Source organism: Xanthomonas campestris pv. phormiicola (assembly GCA_025666215.1).
GTDB classification, from domain to species: Bacteria; Pseudomonadota; Gammaproteobacteria; order Xanthomonadales; family Xanthomonadaceae; genus Xanthomonas_A; species Xanthomonas_A campestris_A.
Genome location: CP102593.1, coordinates 3,839,397 through 3,852,479 on the forward strand (window position 1 = coordinate 3,839,397; position 13,083 = coordinate 3,852,479).

The following is a 13,083-nucleotide window of genomic DNA, read 5'->3' on the forward strand; positions in this document are numbered from 1 at the left end:
ACATATGGCATTCCGCACCACGCGGCGCGAGCTATTGCTCGGCGCCGGTTCGCTCGCGTTGCTGTCGCAGATGCCGATGGGCTTCGCCTTGCCGCGCAACGCGGCGAAGACGCCCGCCTTCATCGATGCGCTGATCGCACGCATGACGGTGGAAGAGAAGGCCGGGCAGCTGACCCTGTCCGGCTCGGCGCAGCAGACCGATGCCGCGGCGGCGGCCAATCCGGTCAACGTGCGGCCTACTGCCGAAGGCCAGCTGGCCGCGGCGCGCGCCGGGCGCCTGACCGGCATCTTCAACGGCTCCAACGTGCGCTGGCACCAGCAGTTGCAGCAGGCCGCGCTGCAGAGCCGGCTGCGGATCCCGCTGCTGTTCGCCGCCGACGTGATCCACGGCTTCACCACCGTGTTCCCGGTGCCGCTGGCCGAGGCCGCCAGCTTCGAGCCGGAACTGGCGCAGCGCACTGCGCGCGCCGCGGCGCTGGAAGCCAGCGCGGTCGGCATCGACTGGACCTTCGCGCCGATGGTGGATATCGCCCGCGACGCGCGTTGGGGCCGCGGCGTGGAGGGCAGCGGCGAGGACGTGCTGCTCGGCCGCCGCTTCGCGCAGGCCCGGGTGCGCGGCTTCCAGGGCGAGGGCCTCGGCCACGCCGATGCGCTGGCCGCCTGCCCCAAGCATTTCGCCGCCTACGGCGCGGCCGAGGCCGGGCTCGACTACAACACCGTCGACATCTCCGAACGCACCCTGCGCGAGGTGTATTTCCCGCCGTTCCAGGCCGCGTTCGACGCCGGCGCGGTGACCACGATGGCCGCGTTCAACGAGATCGCCGGCATTCCGGCCACCGCCAACGCCTGGCTGCTGAGCGAGGTGCTGCGCGGCGAATGGGACTACCGCGGACTGGTGGTGTCCGACTACACCGGCGACCAGGAACTGGTCGCGCACGGCTTCGCCCGCGATGCGCGCGACGCGGCACGGCTGGCGTTCCTGGCCGGCGTGGACATCAGCATGCAGAGCGGGCTGTACCTGCAGCACCTGCCCGGCCTGGTCGCCGACGGCGCGGTGACGATGGCGCAACTCGATGCCTCGGTGCGCCGCGTGCTGCGGTTCAAGGCCGCACTCGGCCTGTTCGACGATCCGTTCCTGCGCATCGTGCCCGAGCGCGCGCAGGCGCGGCAGCGGCGCCCGGAGACGCTGGCGCTGGCGCGCGAGGCGGCGCGCAAGTCGGTGGTGCTGCTGAAGAACGACGGCGAGTTGCTGCCGCTCAAGCGCCACGGCCAGCGCATTGCGCTGATCGGGCCGATGGCGGCCAACTGGGTGGACAGCGCCGGGCCGTGGACGCTGTTCGGCGGCGACGACAGCGGCAACGACCTGGCCACCGCGCTGCGCGCGCAACTGGCCGATCGCACCGCGCTGCAGGTAGTGGAAGGCTGCGCGTTCGAACACAGCCTGCCCGGCGGCGTGCAGGCCGCGGTCGCCGCCGCGGCCAGCGCCGATGTGGCGGTGCTGGCGATCGGCGAACCGCTGCGCTATTCCGGCGAAGCGCAGTCGCGCACCGAGATCGTCATTCCGCCGGCGCAGCAATCGCTGCTGGCCGCGGTCGCGGCGACCGGCACGCCGGTGGTGGTGGTCCTCAGCAACGGCCGCGCGCTGGTGCTCGACGGCGCGGTGCTGGAAGCGCCGGCGATCCTGGTGAGCTGGTTCCTGGGTTCGGCCTCGGGTGCGGCGCTGGCCGACGTCCTGTTCGGCGCATACAGCCCGTCCGCGCGCCTGCCGGTGAGTTTCCCGCACGAAGCCGGGCAAGTGCCGTACAGCTACGCGCACAAGCCCAGCGGCCGCCCCGACCCGCGCCCGGACGCGCTGCTGCCGTTCAAGACCCACTACCGCACCGTGCCCAACGCCGCGCTGTTCCCGTTCGGCCACGGCCTGACCTACGGCCGCATCGAATACGGCGAACTGGCGCTGAGCGACGCGCGGCTCGCCGCCGGCGGCACCTTGCAGATCAGCGCACGCATCCACAACCGCGGCACCCGCGATGCGGAGGAAGTGGTGCAGCTGTACGTACGCGACCGCAGCGCCAGCGTCACCCGCCCGGTGCGCGAACTGAAGGAGTTCCGCAAGGTCGCGGTGGCGGCCGGTGGCAGCGTCGGCGTGGAATTCGTGTTGCGCCGCGAGGATCTGCTGTTCGTCGGTCAGGCATTGAAACCGACCGTGGAGCCGGGCGTGTTCGATGTATGGGTGGCGCCATCGGCCGAGGCGGCTGGCCTATCTGCGAGCTTCGAATTGGTGGACTGAAAAGCGGGAGCGTTTCGCGACAGCGAACCCTGTAGGAGTCAACGGTCATGCAGGGACAATGGCAGGAGGTGCACAAGGTGCTCGATCGCATGCGATGGCATGCATCGAGCCAGCGCGGGTACTTGTGCATGCAGGCGACGATGGCGACTTCAGCCGCGACACACCATCAATAAAGCCCGTCGCGGCTGAAGCCTCCTACAGGACGCAAGGTGTCAGCCGCGCAGCGCCTGCGACAGGAACCGCACAGTGCGGCCGCAGGCAGCGGCCCGAACAGCATCGGTCGTGCATGTCAGCGGCGCCATTGGCGATGCGATGCGCTTGCGGGAGTTATCCGCGGCAGACAGATCATTGTGGGTTCACTGCCTGCAATCAGATGAGAGAGAAGGCGCGCTAGCCTTGCATCGCCTCGGCGAGAAATGGCGCAGTCCGGCTACGCGCATGCCGCGCCACCGCCTGCGGCTCGCCGGCGACGACCACCTTGCCGCCTTCATCGCCGGCACCAGGCCCCATATCGATGATCCAGTCGCTGGCCGCGGCCACGCGCATGTCGTGTTCGACCGCCACCACCGTATTGCCCGCCTCCACCAGCCCGTGCAATTGGCGCAGCAGCGTGTCCACGTCGGCCGGGTGCAGGCCGGTGGTCGGTTCGTCGAGCACGTAGACGGTGTCGCGGCGCTGCGCGCGTTGCAGCTCGGTGGCCAGCTTGATGCGCTGCGCTTCGCCGCCGGACAGCTCGGTGGCCGGCTGGCCCAGCCGCAGATAGCCGAGCCCTACCTCGCCCAGCACCTGCAGCGGCCGCGCGATCACCGCGTCGCCGGCGAAGAAGTCCGCCGCCTGCGCCACGGTCATGCGCAGCACTTGCGCGATGGTGTGTCCGCGCAGTTCGATCTCCAGCGTCTTGGCGTTGTAGCGCGCGCCATGGCAGGTGGGGCACGGCGCGTAGACGCTGGGCATGAACAGCAGTTCCACGCACACCGCGCCCTCGCCTTCGCAGGTCTCGCAGCGGCCCTTGGCGACATTGAACGAGAAGCGGCCGGCGTCGTACTTGCGCTTGCGCGCGGCCGGCGTGGCGGCGAAGCGCTTGCGCACGTGATCGAACAGGCCGGTATAGGTGGCCAGATTGGAGCGCGGCGTGCGCCCGATCGGTTTCTGGTCCACCTGCACCAGGCGCCGCACATGCTGCAGGCCGTCGACGATGCATCCGTCGGTCGCGACCTGCGCGCCGCGCTCCAGCGGATCCACGCCTTCTTCCGGATCGATGCGCTCCTGGCCAAGATGCGTGCCGAGCAATTCCACCAGCGCCTGGCTGACCAGCGACGACTTGCCCGAGCCGGACACGCCGGTGACCGTGGTGAACACGCCCAGCGGAATGTCCACGTCCAGCGCGGCGACGTTGTTGCGGGTGATGCCGCGCAGCTGCAGCCACGCGCCCGGTGCGCGCGGCGCGTGCGCGATCGGTGCCTGCTCGGCGAACAGGTAGCGGCGCGTGGACGAGGCGGCGACCTGCGCCAGTCCCGCCGGCGGTCCGCTGTACAGCACCTGCCCGCCCTGCTCGCCCGCGCCGGGGCCGACATCGACGATCCAGTCGGCATGGCGGATCACGTCGATCTCGTGCTCGACCACGAACAGCGAATTGCCCGCGGCCTTGAGCTGGTCCAGCGCCGCCAGCAGCGCCTGCGCATCGGCCGGATGCAGGCCGGCGGAGGGCTCGTCCATCACGTAGACCACGCCGAACAGCTGCGAACGGATCTGCGTGGCCAGGCGCAGCCGCTGCAGTTCGCCCGGCGACAGCGTCGGCGTGCTGCGTTCCAGGGTGAGATAGCCCAGGCCCAGTTCCTGCAGGATCTGGATCCGCGCCAGCAGATCCTGGGCGATGCGCTGCGCGGCGATGGCCTGCTCGGGATGGCGCTTGGCCTCGCGCGTGCGCCCCGCCGCGGCCGGGCGCAGCAGGTCGGCCACCTGTGTGAGCGGGCGCTGCGACAGCGCGCCGATGTCGAGTCCGGCGAAGGTCACCGACAGCGCCTCGCGGCGCAGGCGCTTGCCGTCGCAGGTCGGGCATGGCGTGCTCAGCAGGTACTGCGCCACGCGCTTCTTGATCAGCGCGCTCTGCGTGCTGGCGAAGGTGTGCAGCACGTAGCGGCGCGCGCTGCTGAAGGTGCCCATGTAGGCCGGTTCCTGCTTGCGCCGCAGTGCGCGCTGGGTTTCGGCCAGGCTGAAACCCGGATACACCGGCACCGTCGGCTGCTCGTCGGTGTACAGGATCCAGTCGCGGGTCTTCTTCGGCAGCTTGGCCCACGGCACGTCGACGTCGTGGCCGAGCGTGGTGAGGATGTCGCGCAGGTTCTGCCCGTGCCAGGCCGGCGGCCACGCGGCGACGGCGCGCTCGCGGATGCTCAGCGAGCGGTCCGGCACCATCGACGCCTCGGTGGCGTCGTAGATGCGGCCCAGGCCGTGGCAGGTGGGACAGGCGCCGGCCGGCGTGTTTGGCGAGAAGCCGTCGGCATAGATGATGGCCTGTCCCGGCGGATAGTCGCCGGCGCGCGAATACAGCATGCGCAGCGAATTGGAGATGGTGGTGACGCTGCCCACCGACGAGCGCGTGCTCGGCGCACCGCGATGCTGCTGCAGCGCCACTGCCGGCGGCAGGCCTTCGATCGAATCCACGTCCGGCACCCCGGCCTGGTCGATCAGGCGCCGCGCATACGGCGAAATCGAATCCAGGTAGCGGCGCTGCGCCTCGGCGAACAGCGTGCCGAACGCCAGCGAGGACTTGCCGGAGCCGGACACGCCGGTGAACACCACCAGCGCATCGCGCGGCAGCTCCACGTCCACATCCTTGAGGTTGTGTTCGCGGGCGCCGCGGACGCGGACGAAACCGGAGGCGGGAGAAACGGGCGGCTTGGGCATTGGCTGCGAAGTTGGCAAGAGCTTGCGCAAGCTTAGCGGGGTCGGGCGGAGGTGGCCGTGTAGGTGCTGGCGCGATGGCCGCGGCGTCGCGTTCGCGACATGGACACCTGTCAATCGACATGCATTCTTGCAGGAGAGGCTTCAGTCCCGGCACGGCCCGAAGCCGTCAGCTCCACCGCTGCGCTGGTCAAGGCATGGGGCTGAAGCCCCTCCTACAGAAAACTTGCGGCAAGCTGGCCGGGTGCACTGTGGGAGGGACTTCAGTCCCGACGCTGCCCCTTCCGCTACACGTAACGCGGAATCGGCCCCAGCTGCGGCGTCTGGTCCGGCAGCTCCACTTCGGTCTCGTCCACGTAGCACCAGCCCCAGCCCTCGGGCGGGTCGTAGCCTTCGATGATCGGGTGCGCGGTCTGGTGGAAATGCTTGGTGGCGTGGCGGTGCGGCGAGTCGTCGCAGCAGCCGACGTGGCCGCAGCTGCGGCACAGGCGCAGGTGCACCCAGGGGCTGCCGATCTTCAGGCACTCTTCGCAGCCGCGCGCGCTCGGCGTGACCTCGGCGATCGTGGAAAGATGGGAACACTGCGCTGTCATGGCTTGGCCCTCTCGACAATGGCCGGCGCGGCACTGCGCCGCGCCAGGAATTGATGAATCTGCGCGACCACCGCCGCGCCCTCGCCGACCGCCGCGGCCACGCGCTTGACCGAGCCGGCGCGCACATCGCCGATCGCGAACACGCCCGGCCGGTCGGTCTCCAACGGCAGCGCCGGCACCTGGCCTGGCACGGGTTCGGCACCGGTGACGACGAAGCCGGCATGGTCCAGCTGCACGCAGCCGTCCACCCAGGCGCTGTTGGGATCGGCGCCGACGAACAGGAACAGATGGTGCAAGGCGCAGCGATGCGTGGCGCCGCTGGCGCGGTCGCGAAACTCCGCGCTCTCCAGGCGCTGCGCGGCATCGCCCTGCAGCGATACCACCTCGGTGCCGGTATGCAATTCCACGTTCGGCAACGCGGCGATGCGCTCGATCAGGTAGCGCGACATCGACGCCTCCAGCCCCGCACCGCGCACGATCAGGTGCAGGCGCTTCACCTTCGGCGCCAGGAACACCACCGCCTGGCCCGCGGAATTGCCGCCGCCGACCAGGGCCACCTCCTCGCCTTCGCACAGCCGCGCTTCCACCGGCGAGGCCCAGTACGACACGCCGTTGCCTTCGAACGCGGCCAGATTGACGATGTCCGGGCGCCGGTAGCGCGCGCCGGATGCGATCACCACGGTGCGCGCCTGCACCCGCAGGCCGTCGCGCATCTGCAACTGCAGCGGCGCGGCGCTGCACTCCTCGGCGGTCGCCGCATCGCAATGCAGCTGCGCCACTTCCAGCGGCAATGCCAGCTCGGCGCCGAACTTCAGCGCCTGGTTGTAGGCGCGCCCGGCCAGCGCCTGGCCGGAGATGCCGGTGGGAAATCCCAGGTAATTCTCGATCCGCGCCGACGCGCCGGCCTGGCCGCCGATCGCGCGCTGGTCCAGCACCAGCACCGACAGCCCTTCGGACGCGGCGTACACCGCGGTCGCCAGGCCGGCCGGGCCGGCGCCGACGATGGCCACGTCGTAGCGTTTGTGCGGATCCAGCTCCGGGGTCATGCCCAGGCAATGCGCGGCCTCGGCCTCGCTGGGGCGCCGCAGCACGGTGCCGCTGGGGCAGACCATCAACGGCAGTTCGTCGTGATGGATGCCCAGGCGCTCGACCAGCGCACGGCCCTCGTCGTCGTTGGCCGCATCCAGGAAGGTATTGGGATAACCGTTGCGGGTCAGGAAGCCCTGCAAGCGGGTCAAGCGCGCCTCGCCCGGCTCGCCGATCAGCACCGAGCCGGCGGTATCGCCTTCGATCAGGCCGACCCGGCGCAGGATCAACGCGCGCATCACGATCTCGCCGACGTCGGCCGAACTGATCATCAGCGAACGCAGATGCGCCGCATCGAACGGCACCGCCACGCAGCCCTGCGCGCCGGCACGCCCGCCGGCCAGCGAGGCGCGGCCGGCCAGCTGGCTGACCTCGCCGCTGAACTGTCCCGCAGTGTGTTCGGTGACCGGTTTCTCATGGCCCAGCCCGTCGCGGCGCACCACCGCGATCGAGCCCTGCAGCACCAGCCACACCGGCGCCGGATGATCGCCGACGGCGAACACCTCCTCGCCGGGCGCGAAGGTGCGTGGCGCGCCGCTGGCGAAACGGCGGGCGGTGTCCACCTGCGCCGGCTCGAGCACCGGGAACATCTGATGGCGACGGGTATCGGCCAGGCTCATCGGCATCCTTGTGGTAGCGGGCGACAACGCGCACAGCATGCGATGCGGGGGCGCCGCGGGCAATCACCCATTCTGGGAGGAGGTGCCGCGCGGCAGCGATGCGGCCACGTTTTCGGCAAGGGCCAAAGGACGCGCATCGCGCACTTGATCTGCGAGGCGCTTCGCGCCGCACCCTCACCCCAACCCCTCTCCCGAGGGGAGAGGGGCCAAGACGCCGCGGCTGTTCCCTTTTTGCACCGGGAGGGGGCCCGCAGGGCGGGATGCGGGACGGACGAAGCCTTGCAATCACCGCACACGACTCTCTTTCGTCGCGGCGCACCACCACCATCGCGCAGCCAGTACGCGCAGGTATGGCGCAAGCCGCGCCCGGCTGCCACGACGGCGGCCCTTGTGTTCGATCCGCGCCCCCCCATCCAGTTCGTGCTGCGCCGTCTTCGGCGTCCGTCCAGCCCCTATCGTCCTCAAGGAAACCGCCCATGTCCGTCTCGATGTATCGCCTTTCCGTTCCGGTGTTCCTGCGTGGCCTGGACGTGTTGCAGCACTATGTGGACCTGGCCGAGCGCCATGCACAGGGCAGCGGCCAGGATCCGCAGGCGCTGGTCGACGCGCGCCTGGCGCCGGACATGTTCGGCTTCGCCGGGCAGATCCAGCGCGCCACGGACACCGCCAAGAACACCATCGGCCGCCTCAGCGACATCGTGCCGCCGAAGATGGCGGACGACGAAACCACCCTGGCGCAGCTGCACGAGCGCATCGCCGCCACCCAGCGCTTCCTGCACCGCGTGGACGCCGCGGCCCTGGACGGCGCGCAGGACCGCGCGGTATCGCTGAGCGCCGGCAAGTTGAAGGCCGACTTCAACGGCAGCGACTACCTGCTGACCTTCGCCCTGCCGAACTTCTTCTTCCACGTCGCCACCGCCCACGCGATCCTGCGCCAGCAAGGCGTGGCAGTGGGCAAGCTCGACTACCTGGGACCGTTCGACACGGTAGAAACCGAGCGCGCGTAAGCCCCTCTCCCCTCGGGAGAGGGGTTGGAGTGAGGGTCCGGCGCGAAAGCGACTCGCTGATCCGAGCAAACGAGGCTGTACCTGTCAGCGTCGGAGGCCGCGCCTGTCGGCGCCAGGCGATTAGGCCAACGAAGGCACCGCAAACGCACCAGCATCGTCCGCCGCGAACGCCACGCCCGCCAACGCATGCATCCGCGCCACCGTCGCCGCGAACGGCCGCAGCACTGCCACGCCGCGTTCGGCGAACACCGCATGCAGCGCCGCGTAATACCACAACGTCCCTTCGCGGCCGGCAGTGAAACGCTCGAACACCTCCGTGCCGACCTCGGGGTCTTCCAGATCCGCGACGATGCTGCGCGCGTTGTAAAGCTTGTCGCAGGCCGACACCAACAACACCGCATCCGGCGCCTCGCGCAGATGCGCCAGATACGCCTGCTTGCGGATGCGCCAGTCGCGGCGCCTGGCCGGCACGTCCTCGTGTTCCGCCTTGCGCTCGGCGCTGGCGTCGGTACATCCCATCACGATCGCCGCCACCGCATCGCCGAACTGCGCGCGGATCACCGCCTCGTGGCCGGCGCCGCAGTCCTCGATCACATCGTGCAGCAACGCCGCGATCGCCTGGTCCTCGTCGCCGCCGGCCTCCAGCACCACCGTCGAAACCCCCAGCACATGGCTGAAATACGGCACCGTGCCGCCCTTGCGGAACTGGCCGGCGTGGGCGATGCGGGCGTAGTCCACAGCGCGCGCGTAGCGTTCGGTGAGAGCGGTCATGCGGTCTTCCTGACGGGGCAGAACCGCATTATCGCGGAATCCGCGCGCCAGGGTCGTGCCGTTCATGTCTCCGGCGACGGCCGCACCCGGAACACCACGCTCATCCGCGGCGCCACCGGCCTGGCGGTCTTGGGGATGCCGTGCTCGTGGGTGAGCTGCGAGGCGTGGCTCATCGCCAGCAGACTGCCCGGCGCCAGTTCCACGCCGATAGTCTTGCGGTCGCCGGCCTTGGCGCGGACGGTCATGCGCCGCGGCGCGCCCAGCGATACCAGCGCGATCGGATGCGGGGCGACCAGCGTATGCAGCTTGTCGTGGTGCATCGCCACGCTGTCGCGGCCATCGCGGTACAGGTTCAGGCCAACCGCGGTGTACGGCGCCGGCACCAACGCCTGCACCGCCGCATGCAGGTCGCGCAGCGGCAGCGTCTCGGGCAGGGCTGGCAGCGGATACGCCGCCACCAACCGCGGCACATCCACCACCCGGTCGTACATCGGCCGGCGCAGCTGCTGCCATGGCGCGCCGTCGCGCAACGCGGCGAACCACGCCTGCGCCAGTTCCGGATCGAGCAGCCGCGGCCAATAGCGGATGCCGCCCTCGGCATCGTGCACCAGGCAGTGCGGGGCATCGTCGGTGTGCGCGAACAGGTCCATGGGCGAAAGATGGGGATGCGGCGGAACAAGCCCCATTCCAGCATCTGAACGGATCAGCGGCTGCGACGCGGCGCAATCCGCCGGCCCGCGACACAAGAATTCTTACTTTTCGCCCGCGCCGCGTTAACGTTCCGCTTGGGAGGATGCAAAATGTCACTTTCCACCAGCACAGGCGATACGCCCGCATGACAGCAGCGAGCAGGACAACGGCAAGCATCACCCCAACGGCACGCAGCGCGCATGGCCCGGACAGCGGCGCCGCTGGCAACAACGCCCAGGCGCCAGCGGAAGCGCGGCCCGCACACGGCAGGCCTGCCGCCCAAGGCAACGTGTTCCAGCACCCCCTGTCCACAGGCCGCACGGAGAACGACCTGCGCCGACGCGCGCAGCGCACGCAGCTGGCGACCCGGGTGGCCGCGATCGGCACCATTGCCGCCGTGGCTGCGGTCGCGCTGATCGCCTGGCGACGCGCGCGGCGCTAGCCGATTGCGACCAAGGCGTATTCCTGCATCGCTATCGCGGCGTGCAGGAGCGCACTCGTCGTTTGCAGCTTGAGGCTGGAGCACATCTCCCGTGCTCCAGCAGGGGAACATGCGAACTACCCGAACGGCCGTTCGGCAACATCCGCAGCCTGCATCTTCGTGCAACGACGGCCGCGGTCGCAGCGCACGCATGCATCGCCGCTAACGGGCCATCGAGACGACGAATCGCGTGGAGGCGTCCGCCTGCTTGCGCGGCAGCGGCCGGATCCGCACCAGCCCATAACGGCAGACGTCCAGATCCTGGTAGACCAGGCTGCGGCCATCGTCGAAAGCGAAGCGCAGATCGTAGCGGCAACCGACGCCGCGGACGCCGACGGTGGCCGAATCGCCACCGCCGCGCAACGCATCCAACGGCACCTCCCGGAACGTCCCGCTGCCGGCATCGGCGACCGCAAACGCGGTCACGCTGTCGTGCGCGCGATTGACCAGCATGACGTAGTGCTTGCGGCCTTGCTCCTGCGCGTAGACAGTGGCTGTTGCGAAGAGCAGCACACTGGCGAGGCAGGCGGTGCGGAAGGGATGCATGGTGGGACTCTCCGGCGGGATGGGATGCCGCCGCATGCGCAAGGCGCAGCCGCGGTGCGCACATCTGGCGCGCCCGCCCTGCCCCGCGCCCAGCGATCCGGGACGAATCGTCGTACCGGCGTGCCCAATCGTCGCCATTGGTCGCCGCGCTTCTCAGCGCGCACCACCGCGCTTAGGATCGGCGCATCCCGTTCGAGCATCGCCCGATGAAGATCCGCCTGGGTTCCACGGAAATCGGCCTGACCCGATACCTGACCCTGTGGACGGCCGTCGTCGTGGCGTTCGCCGTGCAGGGCTGTCTGTACGACTCCGTCAACGACGGCCACAGCTGGCAGCTCGGCGACTACCTGCGCTGGTCGATGATCCAGTGGTACACCTGGGCCGCGCTGGCGCCACTTGTGTTCCGCCTGGGCGAGCGCTACCCGATCCCCACGCCGTTGCAGCTGAGTTCGCTGGGACGGCAGCTGCTTGCCAGCATCGGCGTCACCGCGCTGGCGATGTTCATCGGCGCAGTCGTCTCGCCGGGCGCGTTCTTCGACCAGCTCGGGCAGTTCATCGGCAAGCACTTCGCGATCGGCCTGCTCACCTACTGGGGCCTGCTGGCGATCCAGCAGGCGCTGCACTACCGCAGCGAGAGCGACCGCCGCGAACTGGAAGCCAGCCGCCTGGCCACGGAGCTGGCGCAATCGCGGCTGCAGGCGCTGAAGACCCAGCTGCAACCGCATTTCCTGTTCAACACCCTGCACGCCATCGTGACCCTGCTCGACGAGGACGTCGCCTCGGCCGAGGACATGCTGCTGCGCCTGAGCGAACTGCTGCGTGCGCTGCTGGAAGAATTCGACGGCCAGGAAATCACCCTGCGCCACGAACTCACCCTGCTCGACCTGTACCTGGGCATCCAGCGCAAGCGCTTCGGCGACCGCCTGACCACGCGCCTGTACATCGACCCGGACACCCTGGACTGCGCGGTGCCGAGCCTGCTGCTGCAGCCGATCGTGGAGAACGCCATCCAGCACGGCATCGGCCGCCACGCCGGCGCCGACTGCGTCGAGATCGAGAGCCGCCACGAAGACGGCCAGCTGCGTATCGAAGTGCGCAACCGCAACAGCACCCTGGGCGACGGCAGCGGCGCCGCCGGCCACGGCATCGGCCTGTCGAACACGCGGCTGCGGCTGCGGGAACTGTATGGCGACGCCGCCGAACTCCGCCTGGACATGCTCTGGCCGCAAGGCGTGGCGTGCCGTATCCGCATGCCGTTCCGCGAACTGGAAGACGCCGAAGGTGCGCCGGAGCACGTGCCCGCATGACCATCGCCACGCTGGTCATCGACGACGAACCGATCGCCCGCCACGCCATCGTGCGCCTGCTGCGCGAGCACGCCGACATCGCCCTGCTCGGCGAATGCGGCGACGGCGCCGCCGCGGTGGCGGCGATCCGCGAACACTCGCCGGACCTGGTATTCCTCGACATCCAGATGCCGGAAATGACCGGCATGGATGTGGTGGCGCAGATCGGCGCCGAGCGCATGCCCGCCACCGTGTTCGTCACCGCCTACGAGCAGTACGCCGTGCGCGCCTTCGAAGCCAACGCGCTGGACTACCTGGTCAAGCCGTTCAGCCGCGAGCGCTTCGCCGCCACCCTGCAACGCGCCAAGGCACGACTGGGCGACGCCGGCAACAACCCCGCCCACCTCCTGCAAGCGTTGGACGCACTGCGCCAGCGCGACGCCTACCTGCAGCGCATCGCCGTGCGCGTGGACGAGCACGTGGTATTCATCGCCGTGGACGACATCGTCTGGATCAAGGCCAACCGCAACACCGTGCAACTCCACGTGGCCGGCGCCGTACACGAACTGCGCGAAACCATGGCCGCCCTCGGCGCGCGCCTGGACCCGCGCCACTTCGCCCGCGTGCACCGCTCCGCGATCATCAACGTGCGCCGGGTCAAGGCCATCCACCCCTGGTTCAACGGCTACCACGTGGTGGCCATGGACAACGGCCAGCAGCTGCGTATGAGCCGGTACCAGCATGAGGCGTTCCTGCGGTTGGTGACCAACGGCGGTGGGGAATGAGGCGGGCGCGGCGGCCGTAAGCGCAGG

General features: G+C 69.8%; 11 protein-coding genes. 5 read left to right on the top strand and 6 right to left on the bottom strand.

What is annotated here, in order from left to right:
• Positions 1–4: 4 nt before the first annotated feature.
• Entirely contained in the window at positions 5–2,287 is a 2,283-nt protein-coding gene (locus NRY95_15955) for a glycoside hydrolase family 3 C-terminal domain-containing protein (GenBank protein UYC15210.1), read from the top strand.
• 390 nt (positions 2,288–2,677) lie between these two features.
• Here the strand turns inward: NRY95_15955 and NRY95_15960 are convergent, their stop codons facing one another.
• From NRY95_15960 to NRY95_15970, 3 genes are all read right to left on the bottom strand, one after another.
• Positions 2,678–5,194, bottom strand: a complete 2,517-nt coding sequence (locus NRY95_15960) for an excinuclease ABC subunit UvrA (GenBank protein ID UYC15211.1) — start codon at positions 5,192–5,194, stop codon at positions 2,678–2,680.
• 284 nt (positions 5,195–5,478) lie between these two features.
• Positions 5,479–5,784, bottom strand: coding sequence for a UBP-type zinc finger domain-containing protein (locus NRY95_15965; protein UYC15212.1), 306 nt, complete (start codon positions 5,782–5,784; stop codon positions 5,479–5,481).
• Entirely contained in the window at positions 5,781–7,490 is a 1,710-nt protein-coding gene (locus tag NRY95_15970) for an FAD-dependent oxidoreductase (protein ID UYC15213.1), read from the bottom strand. The genes NRY95_15965 and NRY95_15970 overlap by 4 nt, the downstream gene beginning before the upstream one ends.
• A gap of 476 nt (positions 7,491–7,966) precedes the next feature.
• Here NRY95_15970 and NRY95_15975 point away from each other — a divergent pair, with 476 nt between their 5' ends.
• Positions 7,967–8,497, top strand: a complete 531-nt coding sequence (locus NRY95_15975; protein UYC15214.1) for a DUF1993 domain-containing protein — start codon at positions 7,967–7,969, stop codon at positions 8,495–8,497.
• Between the two features lie 120 nt (positions 8,498–8,617).
• Here NRY95_15975 and NRY95_15980 read toward each other — a convergent pair whose 3' ends face one another.
• A complete protein-coding gene (locus NRY95_15980; protein UYC15215.1) occupies positions 8,618–9,268 on the bottom strand; it encodes an HD domain-containing protein in 651 nt (216 codons plus the stop codon).
• A gap of 62 nt (positions 9,269–9,330) precedes the next feature.
• On the bottom strand, positions 9,331–9,918 hold the full coding sequence (locus NRY95_15985; protein ID UYC15216.1) for an alpha-ketoglutarate-dependent dioxygenase AlkB: 588 nt from the start codon (positions 9,916–9,918) through the stop codon (positions 9,331–9,333).
• Positions 9,919–10,247: 329 nt separating this feature from the next.
• Here NRY95_15985 and NRY95_15990 point away from each other — a divergent pair, with 329 nt between their 5' ends.
• Positions 10,248–10,400, top strand: a complete 153-nt coding sequence (locus NRY95_15990) for a hypothetical protein (protein UYC15217.1) — start codon at positions 10,248–10,250, stop codon at positions 10,398–10,400.
• A 201-nt stretch (positions 10,401–10,601) separates the two neighbouring features.
• On the opposite strand, the gene NRY95_15995 is transcribed toward NRY95_15990, so the two are convergent.
• Entirely contained in the window at positions 10,602–10,985 is a 384-nt protein-coding gene (locus NRY95_15995) for a hypothetical protein (GenBank protein ID UYC15218.1), read from the bottom strand.
• A 206-nt stretch (positions 10,986–11,191) separates the two neighbouring features.
• On the opposite strand from NRY95_15995, the gene NRY95_16000 reads away from it, so the two are divergent.
• The gene (locus NRY95_16000) at positions 11,192–12,292 is read left to right on the top strand and encodes a histidine kinase (GenBank protein ID UYC15219.1); all 1,101 of its coding nucleotides are present in this window, start codon (positions 11,192–11,194) and stop codon (positions 12,290–12,292) included.
• The gene (locus NRY95_16005; protein UYC15220.1) at positions 12,289–13,056 is read left to right on the top strand and encodes a LytTR family DNA-binding domain-containing protein; all 768 of its coding nucleotides are present in this window, start codon (positions 12,289–12,291) and stop codon (positions 13,054–13,056) included. The genes NRY95_16000 and NRY95_16005 overlap by 4 nt, the downstream gene beginning before the upstream one ends.
• Positions 13,057–13,083 lie beyond the last annotated feature (27 nt).

Bases quoted from the DNA above. Each gene is read 5' to 3' on its own strand.
- NRY95_15960 (UYC15211.1), bottom strand. From the start codon at position 5,194: ATGCCCAAGCCGCCCGTTTCTCCCGCCTCCGGTTTCGTCCGCGTCCGC.
- NRY95_15970 (UYC15213.1), bottom strand. From the start codon at position 7,490: ATGAGCCTGGCCGATACCCGTCGCCATCAGATGTTCCCGGTGCTCGAG.
- NRY95_15955 (UYC15210.1), top strand. From the start codon at position 5: ATGGCATTCCGCACCACGCGGCGCGAGCTATTGCTCGGCGCCGGTTCG.
- NRY95_15975 (UYC15214.1), top strand. From the start codon at position 7,967: ATGTCCGTCTCGATGTATCGCCTTTCCGTTCCGGTGTTCCTGCGTGGC.
- NRY95_16000 (UYC15219.1), top strand. From the start codon at position 11,192: ATGAAGATCCGCCTGGGTTCCACGGAAATCGGCCTGACCCGATACCTG.
- NRY95_15995 (UYC15218.1), bottom strand. From the start codon at position 10,985: ATGCATCCCTTCCGCACCGCCTGCCTCGCCAGTGTGCTGCTCTTCGCA.
- NRY95_15965 (UYC15212.1), bottom strand. From the start codon at position 5,784: ATGACAGCGCAGTGTTCCCATCTTTCCACGATCGCCGAGGTCACGCCG.
- NRY95_16005 (UYC15220.1), top strand. From the start codon at position 12,289: ATGACCATCGCCACGCTGGTCATCGACGACGAACCGATCGCCCGCCAC.
- NRY95_15985 (UYC15216.1), bottom strand. From the start codon at position 9,918: ATGGACCTGTTCGCGCACACCGACGATGCCCCGCACTGCCTGGTGCAC.
- NRY95_15980 (UYC15215.1), bottom strand. From the start codon at position 9,268: ATGACCGCTCTCACCGAACGCTACGCGCGCGCTGTGGACTACGCCCGC.